This window comes from Roseitalea sp. (assembly GCF_984466335.1).
The window spans coordinates 1-17,819 of record NZ_CFIFWG010000003.1 but is presented as its reverse complement, the minus strand read 5'-3'; the positions used below and the strand labels follow the sequence as shown (position 1 = coordinate 17,819).

The following is a 17,819-nucleotide window of genomic DNA, read 5'->3' as shown; positions in this document are numbered from 1 at the left end:
CCGCGGCGAACCATGGCCACCCTCGGAGACAATGCGCGCAAGCGCTCCCACAAGCCCGCCGACACCGAGCCGTTCAAGCGGGCGGTGTCGAGTTGCATGCGGGCGATATCAGGCGAACCGGAGCTTGAGGTCGTCTTTTCCAACGACCGGCCGGCCTTTGCCGGCAAGCATGCGCGACTGACCGACCTGCCCAAGCGGGTCACCCGCAACGATGTCATGATCACGCGCGGCATGGGCGATTCGATCGCCCTGCGCTCGGCCTGCCATGACAACGGCGTGCATCGGGCCATCGCGCCGGACGGCGATCAGGCCCGCGCGGTGTACGATGCGGTCGAACAGGCGCGCTGCGAATCGCTCGGCGCGCGGCGCATGGCCGGTGTCGGCGACAATCTGTCGGCGATGCTCGAAGACCGCTTCACGCGCAACAATCTGTCGGCCGTCACCGAGCGCGATAAGGCGCCGCTGGAAGAGGCGGTGGCGCTGATCGTGCGCGAAAAGCTCACCGGACGGCCGACGCCGGAAGCGGCCAGCGCCGTCGCCGATCTCTGGCGCGACTGGATCACCGACAAGGCCGGCGGCGATCTTGAGGCGCTCGCCGCCAATCTTGAGGATCAGGACGCTTTCGCCCGCACCGTGCGCCACATGCTGGCGGCCATGGAGATGGCCGAGGACTATGAGGGCGAAGGCCCGGACGACGCCGGCGAGGATGACGGCGAGGACCAGGAGCCACCCGAGCAGGACGATCAGGACGAGGAGGGCGGCCTCGACGACCAGCAATCGGGTGAGGAAAACGCCGAGGAGGACGAGGCGCCCGCCGAAAGCCAGCAGGCCGAGGCCGGCGAGATGGAGGCCGCCGACGCGGCCAGCGACGAGATGGACGAGGATTTCGATCTCGATGCCGAGGAGCCTGGCGATGTCGAGCGGCCCGACCCGCGCTTTGAGGACATCCTGTCGGGCATCGACTATCAGGTGTTCACCGCCGAGTTCGACGAGACGGTCGCCGCCGAGGATCTGTGCGACGAGGTCGAGCTTGAGCGGCTCCGCGCCTATCTGGACAAGCAGCTCGCAAATCTCCAGGGCGTGGTGGGGCGGCTCGCCAACCGTCTGCAACGGCGCCTGATGGCGCAGCAGAGCCGCTCCTGGGACTTCGACCTCGAAGAGGGGTTTCTCGATCCGGCGCGCCTGCCGCGCGTCGTCGTCGAGGAGATGAAGGGCGGCTTCGGCGCGCTGACCTTCAAGCGCGAGCGGGACACCAATTTCAGGGACACCGTCGTCACCCTGCTGATCGACAATTCCGGCTCGATGCGGGGCCGGCCCATCTCTGTCGCCGCCACTTGCGCCGACATTCTGGCGCGCACGCTCGAACGGTGCGGCGTGAAGGTCGAGATCCTCGGTTTCACCACCCGCGCATGGAAGGGCGGTCAGGCGCGCGAAGCCTGGCTCAAGCGCGGCAAGCCGGCCGAGCCGGGGCGGCTCAACGATCTGCGCCACATCATCTACAAGAGCGCCGACGCGCCCTGGCGCCGGTCGCGGCGCAATCTCGGCCTGATGATGCGCGAGGGCCTGCTCAAGGAGAACATCGACGGCGAGGCGCTCGCCTGGGCCTACAGGCGCCTGGCCGCCCGCCCAGAGCAGCGCAGGATCCTGATGATGATCTCCGATGGCGCGCCGGTCGACGATTCGACGCTGTCGGTCAATCCGGGCAACTATCTCGAACGCCACCTGCGCGCGGTGATCGAGGAGATCGAGACACGTTCCGGCGTGGAGCTGCTCGCCATCGGCATCGGCCACGACGTCACGCGCTATTATCGCCGCGCGGTGACGATCGTGGACGCCGAGGAACTGGCCGGCGCCATGACCGAGCAATTGGCCGCGCTGTTCGAGGACGAAGGCGGCCGCCCGGCCGGCCGGGGACCGGCGCGCCGCAGGCGGGCGGGCTGAGTGCGGCCGCGCGCAAGGGCGCTCGCCCTGGCCGCCGCCATGTTCTGCGCCACACCGCCGGCCGGCACCCCGACCGCCGGCGCCGAGGAGGCCGGGACATATCGCATAAAGGCGCGCATACACCCCATTGCGCGCTTTCGCATCGGCTCGGATCAGGCGCGCTTCGGCGAACTGGAGTTCGCCGGCGGCCTGGAGATGAAGGCCGCCTCGCCGCATTTCGGCGCCCTTTCGGGCTTGCGCTTCACCGACGGGCAGGCGGGTTTCATCGCCGTGACCGATACCGGCTTCTGGCTGACGGGCACGGTCGAACGCGACGGTGCGCGGCGGCCGGTCGGCGTCGCCGGCCTTGAGATGACGCGGATCGCCGGCCGCGACGGCCTGCCCTTCGCCGGCAAATGGTTCGCCGACGCCGAGGGCATCGCCGCCAGCGGCGACACGGTGCTCGTCTCCTTCGAGCGCGCCCATCGCATCGTCCGCTACCGGCGGCGCGCGAACGGCGCGCCGGTCTGGCAGGGCGCTGACCATCCGCCCGTGCCGGCGCGCGAACTGCGCCCCAATCGCGGCTTCGAGGGGATCGCCATCGGCGCGCCGAACGGTCCGCTTGCGGGCGCCCTGATCGGCATCAGCGAGTACAGCCTCGATGCGGCCGGCGACATCATGGCGTTCGTTGCGCCGAAAGAAGGCGAGGCGTTCGAGTTTTCGGTCCGCAGGAGCGGCGGGTTCCACGTCACCGATGTCGACGCGCTGCCCAACGGCGACCTGATCGTCCTCGAAAGGCGCTTCAACGTTCGGGACGGAATCGGCATGCGCCTGCGGCGCATCGACGATGCGGACATTCGCGAGGGCGCGACCGTCGATGGCCCGACGCTGCTGGAAGCCGATCTGCGCTATCAGATCGACAATATGGAAGGGCTGGCGGTCACGGCCGACCCGGACGGCGTGCCGCGCCTGACCATCGTCTCCGACGACAACCACTCGCTGCTGCAACGCAGCCTTCTGATCGAGTTCAGGCTTGTCGGACCGGACGTCAGCCCGCAACCGGCCGCGGCGGACGGGTAGCACCCAGAAGGAGACCGTAGGGCACCAGCATGGCGAGCCCCACGGCCAGCTTGACCAGCAGGTCGCCGGCGGCCAGCGAGACCCAGAGCGGCGTCTGCCCGCCGACCCCCAGGAACGGCACGGCAAAGCCGAGCGAGCCGTCCTCCATGCCGAGCCCCGTATCGATCAGGCCGAAAGCGGGCGCAAAGGCGATCGAGAAGAACAGGGCCGTGTCGACCAGGGAGCCGATCACCGACGAGATCAGCGGCGCCTGCCACCATCGCTGTTCGCGCAGCCGGTTGAAGATGGCGACATCGAGCAGTTGCGCGGTCAGGAAGGCGGTGCCCGAGGCGATCGCGATGCGGGGCGTGGCCAGAAAGACCGACAGCACCACGGCCAGCGCGAAGCCGGCGAGCACCACGGTGCGGGCCACCTGCGGGCCGAAACGCCGGTTCGTCAGGTCCGTGACGAGGAACGCCACCGGATATGTGAAGGCGCCCCAGGTCAGCAGATCGGCGAGGTTGACGCCGCCGAGGGTCGCCTGAACGGGGAACTGGACGAGATAGTTGGACGCGGCCACCACCGCGCACATGGCGGCGATGAAACCGAGGGTCGGAACGAGCGGAAGGGAGTGCATTTTTTTATCCTGGGTGATGCCACCAGTTGCAATCGGACCGACCCGTTTCCGGGCCGGCGGCGAAATCGGGATCAAGCCCCGGCGGCTTCGGCCTGTTTCTGGGCGATGCGGCGCTTGATCAGGCGCGCGCGCTGCGACAGTTCGGTGGCCTTGGCCTTGGCCAGATAGGCGTCGAGGCCGCCACGATGCTCGACCGAGCGCAGCGCCGAGGCCGAAACGCGCAGCCGGAACTTCTCGCCCAGCGTTTCGCTCATCAGCGTCACCTGGCACAGATTGGGCAGGAAACGGCGCCGGGTCTTGTTGTTGGCGTGGCTGACATTGTTGCCGGCCATGACCGCCTTGTTGGTCAGTTCGCATGCGCGCGACATGGCGTTCACCTTCAAGCGTGTTCGATCGGGTTCGCTCCGCCGGCGCGAGCGAACCATCGTGGCCAAACCGGAACCCCGGACTCGGCAATGGACCTGGCGCATTGCGGAAAAGTCGCCGCTCTATAGTGACTGCGCGCCACCGCGTCAATGGTGCGGGTCGATGCCCGGTCGGCCGCGCCGCGCCGGACGCTCCACACAAACGGCCCATTTGCCGTCTACCCGGAGAAGGGGACGATTTGATCAGGACGACATCCATGCGACGCGCCATCCTGGCCGCATCGGCCGCGCTCCTCGCCGCCGCCATCGCGACACCGGCCGAAGCGAACGGCTACCGTTCCGAATATATGATCTCCGCCTTCGGGCTCCGCATCGCCTCGACCCGTTTCGAATCGGTCATCGACGGGTCGAGCTACACCGTGAACGGGTCCATGCGCGCCCGCGGCATCGCACGCCTGTTCACCACGACCAGCGGCACCGTGACCGCCACGGGCAGGATCGACGAGGGCGCGGTCGCCCCGCTGAGCTTCAAGGTGCGCTATACCGACGGCGGCAGGGACAAGAAGACCGTCATCGCCTTCTCCGGCGGCCGCGTGACCGAGGTCAGCAACCGGCCGGCCGTCACCCGCGATGAGGACTGGATCGACGTGCCGGGCGCCCAGCTCGTCGATGTGCTCGACCCGATCGGCGCCATGCTCGTGCCGGCGCGCTCCATGGGCGCGGTGTGCCGCCGCACGATCCGCACCTTTTCCGGCGCGCTGCGCGCCGACCTCAGGCTCAGCCACCTGCGCACGATCCCCTTTTCCGCCCGGGGCTACAGGGGCGATGCCGTCACCTGTCGCGCCCGGTTCGTGCCGATCGCCGGCTTCAACAGCTCCAAGCGCGAGATCAATGCGATGCGCGACGATGGGCGGATCGAGATCAGCTTCGCCCCGGTCGGCCAAACGGGCCTGTTCGCCCCCGTCAAGGCGCGCCTTACCTATGAGGGCATCACGGTCCACGTCACCGCCATCCGTTTCGAGCAATTGACAAACTGAGCGGCCGGCCCGAAAGGGCGACCATGGCGACCAGCATCCACACCGGTCGGGCGACCGCGCGGCGGCGCAACCGCGCAACGCTTGCCGGCTTTGCCGCCGTGATCATGTGGGCGTTTCTGGCGCTTCTGACCGATGCGACCGGGGCCATGCCGCCGTTCCAGACGGCCACGCTCGGCTTTGCCATCGGCACGCTCGTCGGTCTTGTCTGGTGGGCCTGCCATGGCGACCGGCCCTCCCTGCGGCCGGCGGGCGGCGAAGGGTTCGCCTGGCTGCTCGGCGCGCTGGGCCTGTTCGGCTATCATGCGCTCTATTTCGCCGCGCTCAAGAACGCGCCGGCCGTCGAGGCGAGCCTGGTCGCCTATCTGTGGCCGCTCCTGATCGTCGTCGGCAGCGCGCTGTTGCCCGGCGAGAAGCTGCGCCGTCCGCACGTGCTGGGCGCATTGTGCGGCTTTGCCGGCGCGGCATTGATCGTCACGCGCGGCCAGGGGCCGGTGATCGATCCGGCCCATGCGCAGGGCTATGCGCTGGCGCTGGCGGCCGCCTTCACATGGTCGTCCTATTCTCTGCTGGCACGCCGGTTCGCCACCGTCCCGACGTCGGCGGTGATCGGCTTTTGCGCGGTGGCGACCGCTCTGTCGGCCCTGTGCGTCCTGCTGTTCGAAGCTGGACACGTGGTCTGGCCGCTGTCGGGCCTGCAATGGGCCGCGGTGATCGGCCTTGGCCTGCTGCCGGTGGGCGCCGCCTTTTATGTGTGGGACCATGGCGTCAAACATGGCGATATCCAGCTCGTCGGCACGTCGAGCTATGCGGCTCCGCTGCTCTCAACGCTCATCCTGATCGCCGCCGGACGCGCCGAGGCGGGCTGGGCCGTGCTCGCCGCCTGCGCGCTGATCACGGCCGGCGCGTTCCTGGCCGCGCTGCCGGCCCTGCGGGCCCGGCCTTGAACGCGCCCGGCGATCCGGGCGGCCCTCGCATCGCCGCGCGGGCGCCGATACTGCGTGCCTTCTGACGACCTCAGAACCGGTCCTTGCGGGCACGCAGTTCGGCGAAGACGGCGACATCGTCCGCGTCTTCCATGCCCAGGCGGGCACGGATCGCCGGATCGTTCGTACGCAGGAACGGGTTGGTCTTAAACTCGCGCGCGAGCGGGACCGGCAGCGTCGGCTTGCCGTCGGCGCGCAGCGCGTCCACCTCGGCCGCGCGCGCGGCGAGCGCGGCATTGCCCGGATCGACCGAAAGCGCGAACGCGGCGTTCGCCTTGGTGTATTCGTGGCCGCAATAGAGCAGCGTATCGCCCGGCAGGCGCCCGAGCTTTGCGAGCGAGGCGTGCATGTCGGCGGCACTTCCCTCGAACAGGCGCCCGCACCCCATCGAAAACAGCGTGTCGCCGGCAAAAAGGGCCCTTGCGGCCGGGCAGTGATAGTTGATCTGCCCCAGCGTGTGCCCCGGCGTTTCGATCACTTCGAAGGCGAGCCCGCCGGCGCTATAGGCGGCGCCTTCGACAAGCGTCTCGTCCAGCAGTCCGATCGCGTCGGCTTCCGCCTTCGGCCCCGCGACCGTGCAGCCATGGGCGTCCCTGAGCGCCCCGAGCCCCTCTATATGGTCGAGATGCTTGTGTGTGACCAGAATGTCGGTCAGGCGCCAGCGGCGCCGTCGCAGCGCCGCTTCGACGGCCGCCGCCTCGGGCGCGTCGATGGCGACCGTGCGTCCGCTTCCGGCATCGTGCACGAGCACGCCGAAATTGTCCGACCGGCAAGGGAACTGTTCGATCTCGATCATCGGCCCGCACTCCCGCACCGCATTGCCCTTGGCGCACAAATGCGGTTTTGTGGCGCCGCGTCAACCATAGGGCGTCTCCGATGCACACCGACATTGTCGAACTGCGCGCCTTCTACCATTCCGCGCTCGGCAAGCGCGCCCGCGGCGCGATCGGCCTTGCCCTGTCCCGGATCTGGCACCCGCTGCCCAACGAACGGCTGGTCGGGCTGGGCCATGCGCGACCATGGCTCGACCGGTTCGAGCCCGACACCGAGCGCACGCTGTGCCTGGTGCCCGCCGCGCAGGGCGCCGCGCGCTGGCCGCGCACCGGCCCGTCACGCACCGCGCTCGTGTTCGACGAAGAGCTTCCCCTGCCCGATTCCTCGGTGGACCGGCTGCTGCTCGTGCACGCGCTCGAATTCGCCGAAAACCCGCGCGAAACCCTGATGGAGCTTTGGCGCGTGCTCGCCCCCAACGGCCGGCTCGTCATCGTCGTGCCCAACCGCCGTGGCGTGTGGGCGCGCATCGAACACACCCCGTTCGGCAATGGCCGGCCGTTTTCGCGCGGCCAGCTCATCAAGCTCCTCCGGGAGACCAATTTCACCATGACGTCGGAGACCGAGGCGCTGTTCTTTCCGCCTTCGCGGCGCCTTTTGTCGTTGCGCCTGTCGTCGCGGCTTGAGGAATGGGGGCTGCGCCTGTGGCCCCTGTTCGGCGGCGTGATCGTCGTCGAGGCGCAAAAGCGCCTCTATCAGGGCCTGCCTGTCGCCGAACGCCAGTCGCGACGCGTCTTCGTACCCGCGCTCGCGCCCCAGGGTACGGTCGCGGGGCGCGCGCCGGCGAGCGGGCGGCGACTTTGCATTCGCACGTCCATGCGCCTATGACGAGGCGACACGCCCGAGTGATCACGCCATGGCCGAAACGCCCCCCAACCCGCAGCGCCTGACGGAACTGCGCGCCAAGATCGACGCGATCGACGAATCGATGCACGCGCTGCTGATGCAGCGCGCGGGCGTGATCGACGAACTGATCCGCATCAAGGGCGCCGACCGGGCGCGCGGCGCCGCCTTCCGGCCCGGCCGCGAGGCGCAGATGATGAAGGTCATGGCCGGCCGGCACGCGGGCTCGGTGCCCTTGTCGATGATCGTGCATGTCTGGCGCGAGATCATCTCGACCTTCACCCACATGCAGGCGCCCTATCGGGTTCATCTGGCGCAGGGTCCGTCCCCTTGCGTCCTGCGCGACATGGCGCGCTACCATTTCGGCTTCACCGTCGAACTGGTGCCGCACGCCGATGCCGCAAGCGCCATGGCCGCGGCAAGCGCGGAACGGAACGCGTTGGCGGTCGTGCCGTTGCGCGATGCGGGCGAGTGGTGGCGCGACATCGATGCGGCCGCGGGCCTTTCGGTGATGGCGCGCCTGCCGGTGACCGGTTCGCCCTTCGAGACGACGGATGCCTTCGTGCTCGCCCCGCCCCTGTCCGACCCCGTCCCGTTCGATGTCAGGCTCTATACGGGCCTCGAAGAGGCGGAAGGCGCGCTTGCCGGCTGGACCGGCGGCCATGTCGTCCATCCCGGCGTCGGGAACGGCCGCGCCCTGATCGCGATTCCGGCGGGCGGAACCGCGCCGCAGGGCCTACTCGACATCCGTGCCGCCGGGGGCTATTTCGCGCCATCGCAAGACGAGGACGTCGACAGATGACCACGCCTGCCACGACCGCGCCCGCGCCCAACGCCGGTGTGATGGAGATCGCCGCCTACGTGCCCGGCCGCGACAAGGCGCCGCCGGGCGTCAGGCTGCATAAGCTGTCGTCCAACGAAACCCCGATCGGGCCGAGCCCGGCGGCGATCGAGGCTTGCAAGGCGGCCGTCGGCCGGCTGGACGCCTATCCGGACGGCTCGGCGCACGCCCTGCGCCAAGCCATTGCGGAGGTCCACGGCCTGAACCCCGACAACATCGTCTGCTCGAACGGATCGGACGAACTGCTCGGGCTGCTCGCATCCACCTATCTGGGCCCCGGCGACGAAGGCATCTTCACCGAGCATGGATTCCTCGTCTACAGGATCCAAATTCTCGCCGCCGGCGGCACGCCGGTCGTCGCGCCCGAGACCGACCACCGCGCCGATGTCGAGGCGATCCTCGATGCCGTCACCGAACGGACCAGGATCGTCTTTCTGGCCAATCCGAACAACCCGACCGGCACCTATATGACCGACGCCGAGGTGCGCCGGCTGCATGCCGGCCTGCCGCCGCGCGTGCTGCTGGTGCTCGATGCGGCCTATGCCGAATATGTCCGTCGCAACGATTACGCCTCGGGCATCGAACTGGTCTCGGCCAACCGCAACGTCGTCATGACCCGGACATTTTCCAAGATCCACGGTCTGGCCGCGCTGCGCATCGGCTGGCTGTACGGGCCGGCCGAAGTGGTCGACGCGCTCAACCGCGTGCGCGGCCCGTTCAACGTCAACGCGCCGGCGATCGCCGCCGCCGCCGCCGCGATCCGCGACCGCGCCCATGTCGACAGGGCCATCGCGCACAATGACGCATGGCTGCCGCGCCTGACCGAAGCCCTCACGGCGCTTGGCCTCGAAGTCACGCCCTCGGTCGGCAATTTCGTGCTGATTCACTTTCCCGACGGCGACGGGGCGAGGTCCGCCGCCGCCGCCGACCGCCATCTGGTCGCGCGCGGCTTCGTGCTGCGCCAGGTCGCGCCCTACGGCCTGCCGAACGCGCTGCGCATGACGATCGGCACGGACGCGGCCAACGAGGGCGTCATCGAAGCGCTGGCCGCCTTCATGCGCCGATGAGCGAGCGGACGCCCATGTTCGGCCGCATCGCCCTGGTCGGGATCGGCCTGATCGGCTCGTCGCTGGCGCGTGTCGTCCGCCGCCAGGGGCTGGCCGGCCATGTCGCCGTCTCGACGCGCAGCGCCGAAACGCTCGCGCGTGCCGAGGAACTGGGCCTTGGCGACAGCTATGCGCACGACCCCACCGAAGCGGCGCGCGACGCCGATCTCGTCATCGTCTCGGTTCCGGTGGGCGCGTCCGGCGCGGTCGCCGAAGCGGTCGGCGGCGCGCTCAAGCCCGGCGCGATCGTCACCGATGTCGGCTCGACCAAGCGCTCGGTGATCGACCAGATGGCGCCCCATATGCCCGAAGGCGTGCATTTCATCCCCGGCCATCCGATCGCCGGCACCGAATATTCCGGCCCCGACGCCGGCTTTGCGTCCCTGTTCGAGGATCGCTGGTGCATCCTGACGCCGTTGCCGGGAACCGATCCCGATGCGCTCGAACGCCTCAAGGCGTTCTGGCGCGCCTGCGGCTCGGACGTCGACGAGATGGACCCGGACCATCACGACCGGGTTCTGGCGGTGGTCTCGCACCTGCCGCAACTGATCAGCTACAACATTGTCGGAACCGCGTCCGACCTTGAGGCCGTCACCGAATCGGAGGTGATCAAATATTCCGCTTCGGGCTTTCGCGACTTCACGCGCCTGGCTGCGTCCGACCCGACCATGTGGCGCGACGTGTGCCTGCACAACAAGGAGGCGATCCTGGAGATGCTGGCGCGCTTCTCCGAGGACCTCGCCTCGATGCAGCGGGCGATCCGCTGGGAAGACGGCGACAAGCTGTTCGACCTGTTCGCCCGCACCCGCGCGATCCGCACGTCGATCATCGAGGCCGGCCAGGATGTCGGGGTGCCCGATTTCGGGCGCCAGGCGGCGCGGCGCGGCGGCTCATAGGCCGAACGGACCGCCCGCAGGCAGGGGCGGAATGCGCCCGAGCGGGACGATGCCGGCGAACACGCGGCCCTCGCGCACGGTCAGCGACAGGGACAGTTCGTCCTCTGGCTGACCCTCCTGCCGGGAGGTCGCGGCGGCCAGCGCCTCCAATTGCGGCGCAAGCAAGGGAAAGGCGGCGCGGACCGTTTCGATCGTGCCGGACACGTCGACGATGCGCACGTCGAATTCGCCGCTGATCCGGCCCTCCGGCGACAGCGAGAACGGGCCTTGGACGATGATGCCCCGATCGTCGGTCAGAAGAAGCGCCAGCCGGTTGACGATCCCGCCGCCGCGCGCCGGCGTCCCGGACCAGTTCGCCTTCCAGTCTTCCAGCCGGACATCGATGTCGAGGCCGACCGCCGGCAGGCGCCGGCCGAGCGTCAGCGCCGGATCGACCGAAAGGCCGCGGGGCCTGACCGCGATGTCGAGCGCGCCCCCCCGCTCGCGCAGATAGATGCCGAGGCGATCGGCCGCCGCGATGGTCCCGAGCCCGTCCATGGCGAGCGTTGCGCGCTCGGCTTCGAACCCGGCCATGCGCGCGGCGGTGGGCGCGGTGACCAGGTTGGACCGCGCCCGTTGCCAGTCGAGCGCGTAGCGCCTGCCGGCCGCCCTATCGCGCACGACGACCGGCGCCTCGAACGCGGCGACGATCCGGCGCGGGCTGTGGACCACCGCCGAGGAGCGGACAGCGCCGCCGGACACGGCGTACCGTCCGTCGGACAAGGCCATTTCAAGCCTGTCGCAATAAACGCCGATGCGCAGCGGAAATCCGCGCACGGACTGGCCCGGACAGGACCAGGCGATGGCACCGCCATTGCCGGCCTCGATGTCGTCGACCGCCGCGCCGACCCGCCCCGCCGCCCAGAACCAGCCGGCGGAATAGACGGCGACGGCGGCAACCACCGCGATCATCAGCCGGCGGATGCGCCTTGCGGCGTCGTAGGACGGTTTTTGGGACGGTTTTTGGGACGGTTTTTTTGTCGGCTCGGTCATGCTAGCTCACCCTTCCTTCCGGGTTTGGCGCTTATGAACCAATTGTGGATATTCGGCTATGCGTCATTGATGTGGCGCCCGGGCTTCGCCTTCGTCGAGCGCCGCCGGGCGCGGCTGTCCGGTTTCCACCGCAGCCTGTGCATCCATTCGTTCGAGCATCGCGGCACGCGCGCCCGGCCCGGCCTCGTCATGGGCCTCGATCGCGGCGGCGCCTGCGTCGGCGTCGCCTTCCGCGTCGATCCGGCGGACGAGACCGGGGTGATGGCCTATCTGCGCGCGCGCGAACTGATCACCCATGTATACAAGGAGCGGCGCAGCCGCATCGTGCTGTCCGACGGCCAGGCGACCGAGGCGGTCACCTATGTCGTGGACCGGAACCATGAACAATATGCCGGCCGCCTGAGCGTGCAGACGGCGGTGGAGCGCGTATGCGGCGCGGTCGGCCGGGCCGGCCCGAACGAGGATTATGTTCTGAACACCGTCGCGCACCTGCACGGGCTGGGCATTCGCGACCGCTGGCTGGAGGCGGTCGCCGCCGGCATCACGCGGCGTCCGGCGTAACGCCCCCGCCGGCACGCAGAACGGCCAGGCGCGCGGCGGCCTCGGGCGGCAATGGCGGTGCATCGGGGCTTTCGGCGGCGCGCAGCAGGAGGCGGTCGCAGGCCCGCTCGGTGCGGCGCTCCAGCTCCGCCATGAAGTCGGCGCGCGACAGGCCCGGCTCGATCGGGTCCAGCACCTCCACCTCGATCAGGCCGGGATGGCGCAGGAACCGGCGGCGCGGCCAGTAAAGGCCCGCCACATGGGCGATCGGCACCACCGGCACGTTCAGCCTCTCATACAGATGGACGATGCCGGTCTTGTAGGCCGGTTCGGCGCCGGGCGGACGGCGTGTGCCCTCGGGGTAGATGATGATCTGACGGCCCTCGGCGACGGCCACCTGGGCGCCGGTATTGATCGCCTTGATCGCCTGCTCGCGATTGCCGCGGTCGATGGCGATCATCTTCATGCGCGCGATGTACCACCCGAACAGCGGCACCCACATCAACTCCCTCTTCAGAATGTAGATCGGGTCTGGCCACCAGGGCAGGAAGGCGATCGTGTCCCATGCCGACTGGTGCTTGGGGGCGATGATACAGCCCCCTTGCGGGAGCTTGTCGGTGCCGCGCACCAGATGGTCCGTGCCCGCGATGACCTTCATCAGCCACAGGTGCGAACGCGACCAGAACCGTACGATCCGCCAGGCGAAGCGGCGCGGGCCGAAGAAATAGAACGGCGTCCAGACGATCATCTGGACGACATTGTTGGCGTAGAAGGCCAGGTTGAACAGAAGCGACCGGAGAACGAGCACGGGCTGAACCTTGCGGAACCGGGATCGCCCCGGCAAGCGGAGGCTCCCTTATCGCGACCGGACCCTAATTGGAAAGGCTCCGGGCCTGGGCGATCAGATATTTGCCGTATTCGCCCGCCAGCACGCGGTAGCGGTCGAACGCTGTGTCCAGGCTCGCCGCCTTCGGCTTGGCGCTGATCACCGGATGGGCCGTCAACGCGCGATCGGGCATGGCGCGGCGCATTTCAAGCATTGCGCGCGGCACGTGATAGTCGTTGGTGACGACGATCAGGCTCGCATAGCCGTTGCGCTCGGCCCAGGCGGCGCTGCCGCGCGCATTGCCGGCCGTATCGAGCGCGTCGCGATCGATGTCGATGCAGCAGGCGTAAAGGCCCGCGCTGACGCCCAGCGCGCGCCGCAGCGCGCCTTCGCCGAGTTCGGCATGCACGCCGCTGACGAGCAGCCGCTCGCCGCGGCCGTCACGCAGCAGCGTCACCGCGGCGTCGAGCCTGGCCCGCCCGCCCGTCAAAACGACGATGCCGTCGGCCGACGCCGCCCCGCCCACCGTGCGTGCCTGGCTCGCCACCTGCGCAACGAAGCCGGCAAAGCCGGTGACCAGAAAGGCTGCCGCCGCGATCAGCACGAACGACAGCGCCATGCCGAGCCGGACCGCCGGGCCACGGTGGCCCGGAGACGTGCCGGCATGGGCGGTGCGATCGGCTTGGCGTGTCATCCGGCGATTGATAGCGCCCAATCTTGGCGCTTGATAGGTCGGGCATGCGCCTTCCGGCGGCAGAGCGCCGTAGACGGCGCCGGCTTGGTGCCGCCGGGGATCACAGCGAGGGATCGGCGCGCTTCTCGTCGATCTCGAACAGAAGGCGCAGCACGGTGATTCGCGTCGTCACCATGGTCAGCACGCCGACCAGCCCGATCACCAGGACCACGCCCAGATAGACCGGCGGCCCGATCGCGAAATCGCCGAAGAAGGCCGACAATTGCTCGCTCTCGGCGCTGGTCAGATTGCGACCCGCCCACAGGCCCGCCGCAACGAAGGCGAGCACGGCCAGCGCGCCGCCGGCGGTCGCGCCGACCAGCCCGATCATGAGGAAGCGGCGCTCGAACTGGCGCGCGATGAAGCCGGCCCTTGCGCCCACGAAATGCAGAACCTCGATCGCCTCGTGATTGCCGGCCAGCGCGCCGCGCGTGGCAAACACGACCGTCATCACCAGCGCGGCGAGCACGAGCGCCAGGACGGCGAAGCCCGCCAGCGTCGTCGTGCGGGCCATGGCCACGAGCCGGCCGACCCAGGCGCGATGATCGTCGAGCGTGGCGTTCGGAATGGCCTCGGCGATCGCCCCGCGCATGGCGGCGAAATCGGGCGGCGCCGTCTCGTCGATCGTGATGACGACAAGGCGCGGCACGGGAAGCGCATCGAGCCCCAGGGCGCTGCCGAGCCAGGGTTCGAGCAGCGCGAGCGTTTCCTCGGGTTCGATGATCCGCGCCGAGCGCACGCCGTCGAAGCTGGCGGCGATCGCCCGCGCCTCGACCAGCGCCGTTTCGATCTCGAAGCCGCGCGCGGGCCTGATCTGCACGGTCGCCTCGCGCGAGATCTGGCTTTGCCAGGTGGCCGCGCTCTGGCCCACCAGAGAGACCGCGCCCACCGTCAGGCAGGCCAGAAACGACATGATCGCAACGACCAGCGCCATCGCCTGGCCGGCTATGCTGCCCGGCGGCACGATCGGGCTCGCAGGCGGCAGGGGCGGGGCGGCGTGTTCGGCAGGCACGGGGTATCGGGCGCTCATCCGAACATCTCCAGCTGGCCGTTCGACAGGATCATCCGCCGCGCGTCGACCTGATCCATCAGGCCCAGATCGTGGGTCGCGATGACCACCGCCGTGCCGGAACGGTTCAACTCGATGAACAACCGCAAGAGGCGGTGCGCCATGGGCGGATCGACATTGCCGGTCGGCTCGTCGGCGAGCAGGATCTCGGGCTGGTCGATCAGGGCGCGGGCGATCGCCACACGCTGCTTCTCGCCCCCCGAAAGGACCGGGGGCAGCGCGTGAAGCTTGTCGCCCAGGCCGACCCAGTCGAGCAGTTCGGAGACGTCGCGCCGGTAGCTTGCGGCCTCCTTGCCGCGCACCCGGAGCGGGAGCGCGACATTTTCGAAGATGGTCATGTGGTTGAGCAGGCGAAAATCCTGAAAGACGACGCCGATGCGGCGGCGCAGAAGCGGCAGCTCCCCGCGATCGAGCGTCAGCACGTCCCGGTCGAATACGGTGATCTGGCCCCGTGTCGGACGCAGCGACATGAACAAAAGCCGCAGCAGCGAGGTCTTGCCGGCGCCGGAGGGGCCGGTCAGGAACTGAAACGATTGCGCCGGAATGTGGAACGAGACGTCGGACAGGACCTCCGGCTCCAGCCCGTAGCGCAACCCCACATTGTCGAACCTGATCAAGGCGCACCGCCCGCGAATCGCCGTTTGGACAGGGCCACAGCAATAAAGCGCGCGGCGGCCCTTGCAAACCGGGCGTGATGCCGCCCGCCCGCGTCAGCGCGTCTGCGCCGTCAGGATTTTCACCGCGAAGGCGCCGAAGACGCCCGCGAACATCCAGTCGAGCGCGCGGGTCAGTCGCGGCCGGGTCCGCAACGCCGAGGCGAACATGTCGGCGGCGGCGATCATCGGCAGGATGATCGGGATCGCCACGACCAGGAAGAAGATCCCCAGAAAGACCAGCTTGCCCGACGCGTTCGGATCGGCGGCCGACACGAACTGCGGCAGGAACGTCAGGAAGAAAAGGGCCACCTTGGGGTTGAGGATGTTGATGCCGATGCCGGTCAGATAGTGCCCCCAAAGCGAGTCCGCCCGCTCCGTACTGCCCGTGCGCGGCGCAAAGGACGAACCATGACGGATCGCCTGCCAGCCCAGCCACGCCAGATAGGCGGCGCCGACGATCTTCAGCCCCATGAAGGCGGCTGGCGCGGCCACCAGCAGAGCCGAAAGGCCGAGCGCGACCAGCATGGTGTGGACCAGGACGCCGGTGACCGCGCCGGCGAAGCAGGCAAGGCCGACCATCCGCGAATGGGTGATCGCCCGGCCCATATAGAGCGCCATGTCCGGGCCCGGCGTGACGGCCAGGATCGCGGCGGCGAGCGCGAACTGGGCCAGAATCGCCGCATCGGGCACGAACTGCGTCATCATTCACTCCATCGCTTCGGCGCGGCGGCATGTCCGCGGGCCGCTGGCCGGCCGTGGGCACTCAAGACCCGTTCGGCCTTCGGAGCAACCCCGTTCCTGCCGTCGGGCCGCACCGCGCCATCTCCGAATGCCCCTTCGATGAAACGCCGCGCGCCGGTCGCGGGACCGGACCGCTGCCTCAAAGCCCTTGGGCCGCCTTGCGCCCTGGCGGAAACCCAATATGGTGCGCGCCGGCAAAACACCCTCGCAGACGGAAACCGCATGCCCATCGAACGCAACGACATCAAGAAAGTGGTGCTGGCCTATTCGGGCGGCCTTGACACGTCCATCATCCTCAAATGGCTGCAAACCGAACTGGGCGCCGAAGTCGTCACCTTCACCGCCGACCTCGGCCAGGGCGACGAACTCGAACCGGCCCGCCGCAAGGCGCAGATGCTGGGCATCGGCGAGATCTACATCGAGGATCTGCGCGAGGAGTTCGTGCGCGACTTCGTCTTTCCCATGTTCCGGGCCAATGCGGTCTATGAGGGCGTCTACCTGCTCGGCACCTCGATCGCCCGGCCGCTGATCGCCAAGCGCCTGGTCGAGATCGCCGCCGAGACGGGCGGCGATGCGATCGCGCACGGAGCCACCGGCAAGGGCAACGATCAGGTGCGGTTCGAGCTGAGCGCCTACGCGCTCAATCCCGACATCAAGGTGATCGCGCCCTGGCGCGACTGGGACTTCAAGTCGCGCACCGATCTGGTCGACTTCGCCGAGAAACACCAGATTCCCGTGCCCAAGGACAAGCGGGGCGAAGCGCCCTTCTCCGTCGACGCCAACCTTCTGCACTCCTCCTCCGAGGGCAAGGTACTGGAAGACCCGTGGGCGGCACCGCCGGAATATGTCCATATGCGCACGGTCTCCCCGATGGACGCGCCCGACACACCGACCGATATCGAGATCACCTTCGACAAGGGCGACGCCGTGGCGCTCGACGGCACGGCGATGAGCCCGGCGACCCTTCTCGCCGCGCTCAACGATCTGGGGCGCGACAATGGCATCGGCCGGCTCGACCTCGTCGAGAACCGCTTCGTGGGCATGAAGTCGCGCGGCGTCTACGAGACCCCCGGCGGTACCATCCTTCTGGCCGCGCACCGGGCCATCGAATCCGTCACGCTCGATCGCGGGGCGGCGCACCTCAAGGACGAATTGATGCCGCGCTACGCGGAGCTGATCTACAACGGTTTGTGGTTCTCGCCCGAGCGGCGCATGCTGCAGGCGGCGGTCGACGAAAGTCAGGCGCGCGTAGAGGGAACCGTTCGTCTCAAGCTTTACAAGGGCAATGTGATCGTCACCGGCCGCAAGTCGGACGCATCGCTCTATGACGACGCGCTGGTCACCTTCGAGGACGATCGCGGCGCCTACGACCAGAAGGACGCGGCCGGCTTCATTCGCCTGAACGCGTTGCGGCTGCGCACGCTGGCCGCGCGCGACCGCAGGCGCTGACGGGAAGGCCGACGACGATGGCCGAAGGCAGGTCCGGCGACCGCCGAAGCCGGCGAACGGGGGCGACAGCCGCGCCCGGCCGCCCCAATGTGCGCTCGCGGCGCGCGCTCTTTGCCCGCTCGGGGGCCGTGCTCACGGTCCTGATTATGGCCGTCGCCCTCGTGCTGGTCTGGCAGTGGATCGCCCGCGACCGCGCGCCCGATGTGCTGACGATCGCCACGGGCCCGGTCGGCTCGGACACCTATACGCTGATGC

At 69.0% G+C, this 17,819-nt stretch carries 19 protein-coding genes; 10 read left to right on the top strand and 9 right to left on the bottom strand.

Annotation, left to right across the window (positions count from 1 at the left end):
* Positions 1-12: 12 nt before the first annotated feature.
* Together cobT and AC5E6L_RS00695 are read left to right on the top strand one after the other, a co-directional pair.
* Positions 13-1,941, top strand: a complete 1,929-nt coding sequence (gene cobT, locus AC5E6L_RS00700; RefSeq protein WP_491770562.1) for a cobaltochelatase subunit CobT — start codon at positions 13-15, stop codon at positions 1,939-1,941.
* Positions 1,942-3,000, top strand: coding sequence for an esterase-like activity of phytase family protein (locus AC5E6L_RS00695; protein ID WP_491770560.1), 1,059 nt, complete (start codon positions 1,942-1,944; stop codon positions 2,998-3,000).
* Here the strand turns inward: AC5E6L_RS00695 and AC5E6L_RS00690 are convergent.
* Positions 2,969-3,616, bottom strand: coding sequence for a VUT family protein (locus tag AC5E6L_RS00690; protein ID WP_491770558.1), 648 nt, complete (start codon positions 3,614-3,616; stop codon positions 2,969-2,971). The two genes, AC5E6L_RS00695 and AC5E6L_RS00690, sit on opposite strands and share 32 nt — an antisense overlap.
* Positions 3,617-3,687: 71 nt before the next feature.
* The gene (gene rpmB, locus AC5E6L_RS00685) at positions 3,688-3,984 is read right to left on the bottom strand and encodes a 50S ribosomal protein L28 (protein WP_491229617.1); all 297 of its coding nucleotides are present in this window, start codon (positions 3,982-3,984) and stop codon (positions 3,688-3,690) included.
* A gap of 254 nt (positions 3,985-4,238) precedes the next feature.
* On the opposite strand from rpmB, the gene AC5E6L_RS00680 reads away from it, so the two are divergent.
* Together AC5E6L_RS00680 and yddG are read left to right on the top strand one after the other, a co-directional pair.
* Positions 4,239-5,018 carry a DUF3108 domain-containing protein gene (locus AC5E6L_RS00680; RefSeq protein WP_491770556.1) on the top strand — a complete coding sequence of 260 codons (780 nt, stop codon included), beginning with the start codon at positions 4,239-4,241 and terminating at the stop codon, positions 5,016-5,018.
* A gap of 23 nt (positions 5,019-5,041) precedes the next feature.
* Positions 5,042-5,962 (top strand): aromatic amino acid exporter YddG, encoded by a 921-nt coding sequence (gene yddG / locus AC5E6L_RS00675; RefSeq protein ID WP_491229619.1) that lies wholly within the window; start codon positions 5,042-5,044, stop codon positions 5,960-5,962.
* Between the two features lie 70 nt (positions 5,963-6,032).
* Here the strand turns inward: yddG and gloB are convergent, their stop codons facing one another.
* Positions 6,033-6,797, bottom strand: coding sequence for a hydroxyacylglutathione hydrolase (gene gloB, locus AC5E6L_RS00670; RefSeq protein WP_491770554.1), 765 nt, complete (start codon positions 6,795-6,797; stop codon positions 6,033-6,035).
* An 80-nt stretch (positions 6,798-6,877) separates the two neighbouring features.
* Between gloB and AC5E6L_RS00665 the strand changes: the two genes are divergently transcribed.
* From AC5E6L_RS00665 to AC5E6L_RS00650, 4 genes are read left to right on the top strand one after another with little or no spacing between them, the layout of a single operon-like run.
* Positions 6,878-7,660: a class I SAM-dependent methyltransferase gene (locus tag AC5E6L_RS00665; protein WP_491229621.1), complete on the top strand. Its 783-nt coding sequence runs from the start codon at positions 6,878-6,880 to the stop codon at positions 7,658-7,660.
* A 28-nt stretch (positions 7,661-7,688) separates the two neighbouring features.
* A complete protein-coding gene (locus AC5E6L_RS00660) occupies positions 7,689-8,477 on the top strand; it encodes a chorismate mutase (protein WP_491770552.1) in 789 nt (262 codons plus the stop codon).
* Positions 8,474-9,583, top strand: a complete 1,110-nt coding sequence (gene hisC / locus AC5E6L_RS00655) for a histidinol-phosphate transaminase (RefSeq protein WP_491770550.1) — start codon at positions 8,474-8,476, stop codon at positions 9,581-9,583. Before AC5E6L_RS00660 ends, hisC begins: the two co-directional genes overlap by 4 nt.
* A 14-nt stretch (positions 9,584-9,597) precedes the next feature.
* Entirely contained in the window at positions 9,598-10,518 is a 921-nt protein-coding gene (locus AC5E6L_RS00650) for a prephenate/arogenate dehydrogenase family protein (protein WP_491770598.1), read from the top strand.
* On the opposite strand, the gene AC5E6L_RS00645 is transcribed toward AC5E6L_RS00650, so the two are convergent.
* Positions 10,513-11,550: a DUF2125 domain-containing protein gene (locus AC5E6L_RS00645; RefSeq protein WP_491770548.1), complete on the bottom strand. Its 1,038-nt coding sequence runs from the start codon at positions 11,548-11,550 to the stop codon at positions 10,513-10,515. The genes AC5E6L_RS00650 and AC5E6L_RS00645 overlap by 6 nt on opposite strands.
* 33 nt (positions 11,551-11,583) lie before the next feature.
* Here AC5E6L_RS00645 and AC5E6L_RS00640 point away from each other — a divergent pair, with 33 nt between their 5' ends.
* The gene (locus AC5E6L_RS00640; RefSeq protein ID WP_491770546.1) at positions 11,584-12,111 is read left to right on the top strand and encodes a gamma-glutamylcyclotransferase; all 528 of its coding nucleotides are present in this window, start codon (positions 11,584-11,586) and stop codon (positions 12,109-12,111) included.
* Here AC5E6L_RS00640 and AC5E6L_RS00635 read toward each other — a convergent pair.
* The 5 genes from AC5E6L_RS00635 to AC5E6L_RS00615 all read right to left on the bottom strand — a co-directional run bounded on the left by AC5E6L_RS00635 (position 12,092) and on the right by AC5E6L_RS00615 (position 16,076).
* Positions 12,092-12,838 (bottom strand): lysophospholipid acyltransferase family protein, encoded by a 747-nt coding sequence (locus AC5E6L_RS00635; RefSeq protein WP_491770596.1) that lies wholly within the window; start codon positions 12,836-12,838, stop codon positions 12,092-12,094. The genes AC5E6L_RS00640 and AC5E6L_RS00635 overlap by 20 nt on opposite strands.
* 124 nt (positions 12,839-12,962) lie before the next feature.
* Positions 12,963-13,610: a YdcF family protein gene (locus AC5E6L_RS00630; RefSeq protein ID WP_491770544.1), complete on the bottom strand. Its 648-nt coding sequence runs from the start codon at positions 13,608-13,610 to the stop codon at positions 12,963-12,965.
* A gap of 100 nt (positions 13,611-13,710) precedes the next feature.
* Entirely contained in the window at positions 13,711-14,679 is a 969-nt protein-coding gene (locus tag AC5E6L_RS00625; RefSeq protein ID WP_491230538.1) for a cell division protein FtsX, read from the bottom strand.
* Positions 14,676-15,335, bottom strand: a complete 660-nt coding sequence (ftsE, locus tag AC5E6L_RS00620) for a cell division ATP-binding protein FtsE (protein WP_491230539.1) — start codon at positions 15,333-15,335, stop codon at positions 14,676-14,678. Before ftsE ends, AC5E6L_RS00625 begins: the two co-directional genes overlap by 4 nt.
* A gap of 93 nt (positions 15,336-15,428) precedes the next feature.
* The gene (locus AC5E6L_RS00615; protein WP_491770594.1) at positions 15,429-16,076 is read right to left on the bottom strand and encodes a LysE family translocator; all 648 of its coding nucleotides are present in this window, start codon (positions 16,074-16,076) and stop codon (positions 15,429-15,431) included.
* 261 nt (positions 16,077-16,337) lie between these two features.
* Between AC5E6L_RS00615 and AC5E6L_RS00610 the strand changes: the two genes are divergently transcribed.
* On the top strand, positions 16,338-17,564 hold the full coding sequence (locus AC5E6L_RS00610; protein WP_491770541.1) for an argininosuccinate synthase: 1,227 nt from the start codon (positions 16,338-16,340) through the stop codon (positions 17,562-17,564).
* The last annotated feature ends 255 nt before the right edge of the window (positions 17,565-17,819 follow it).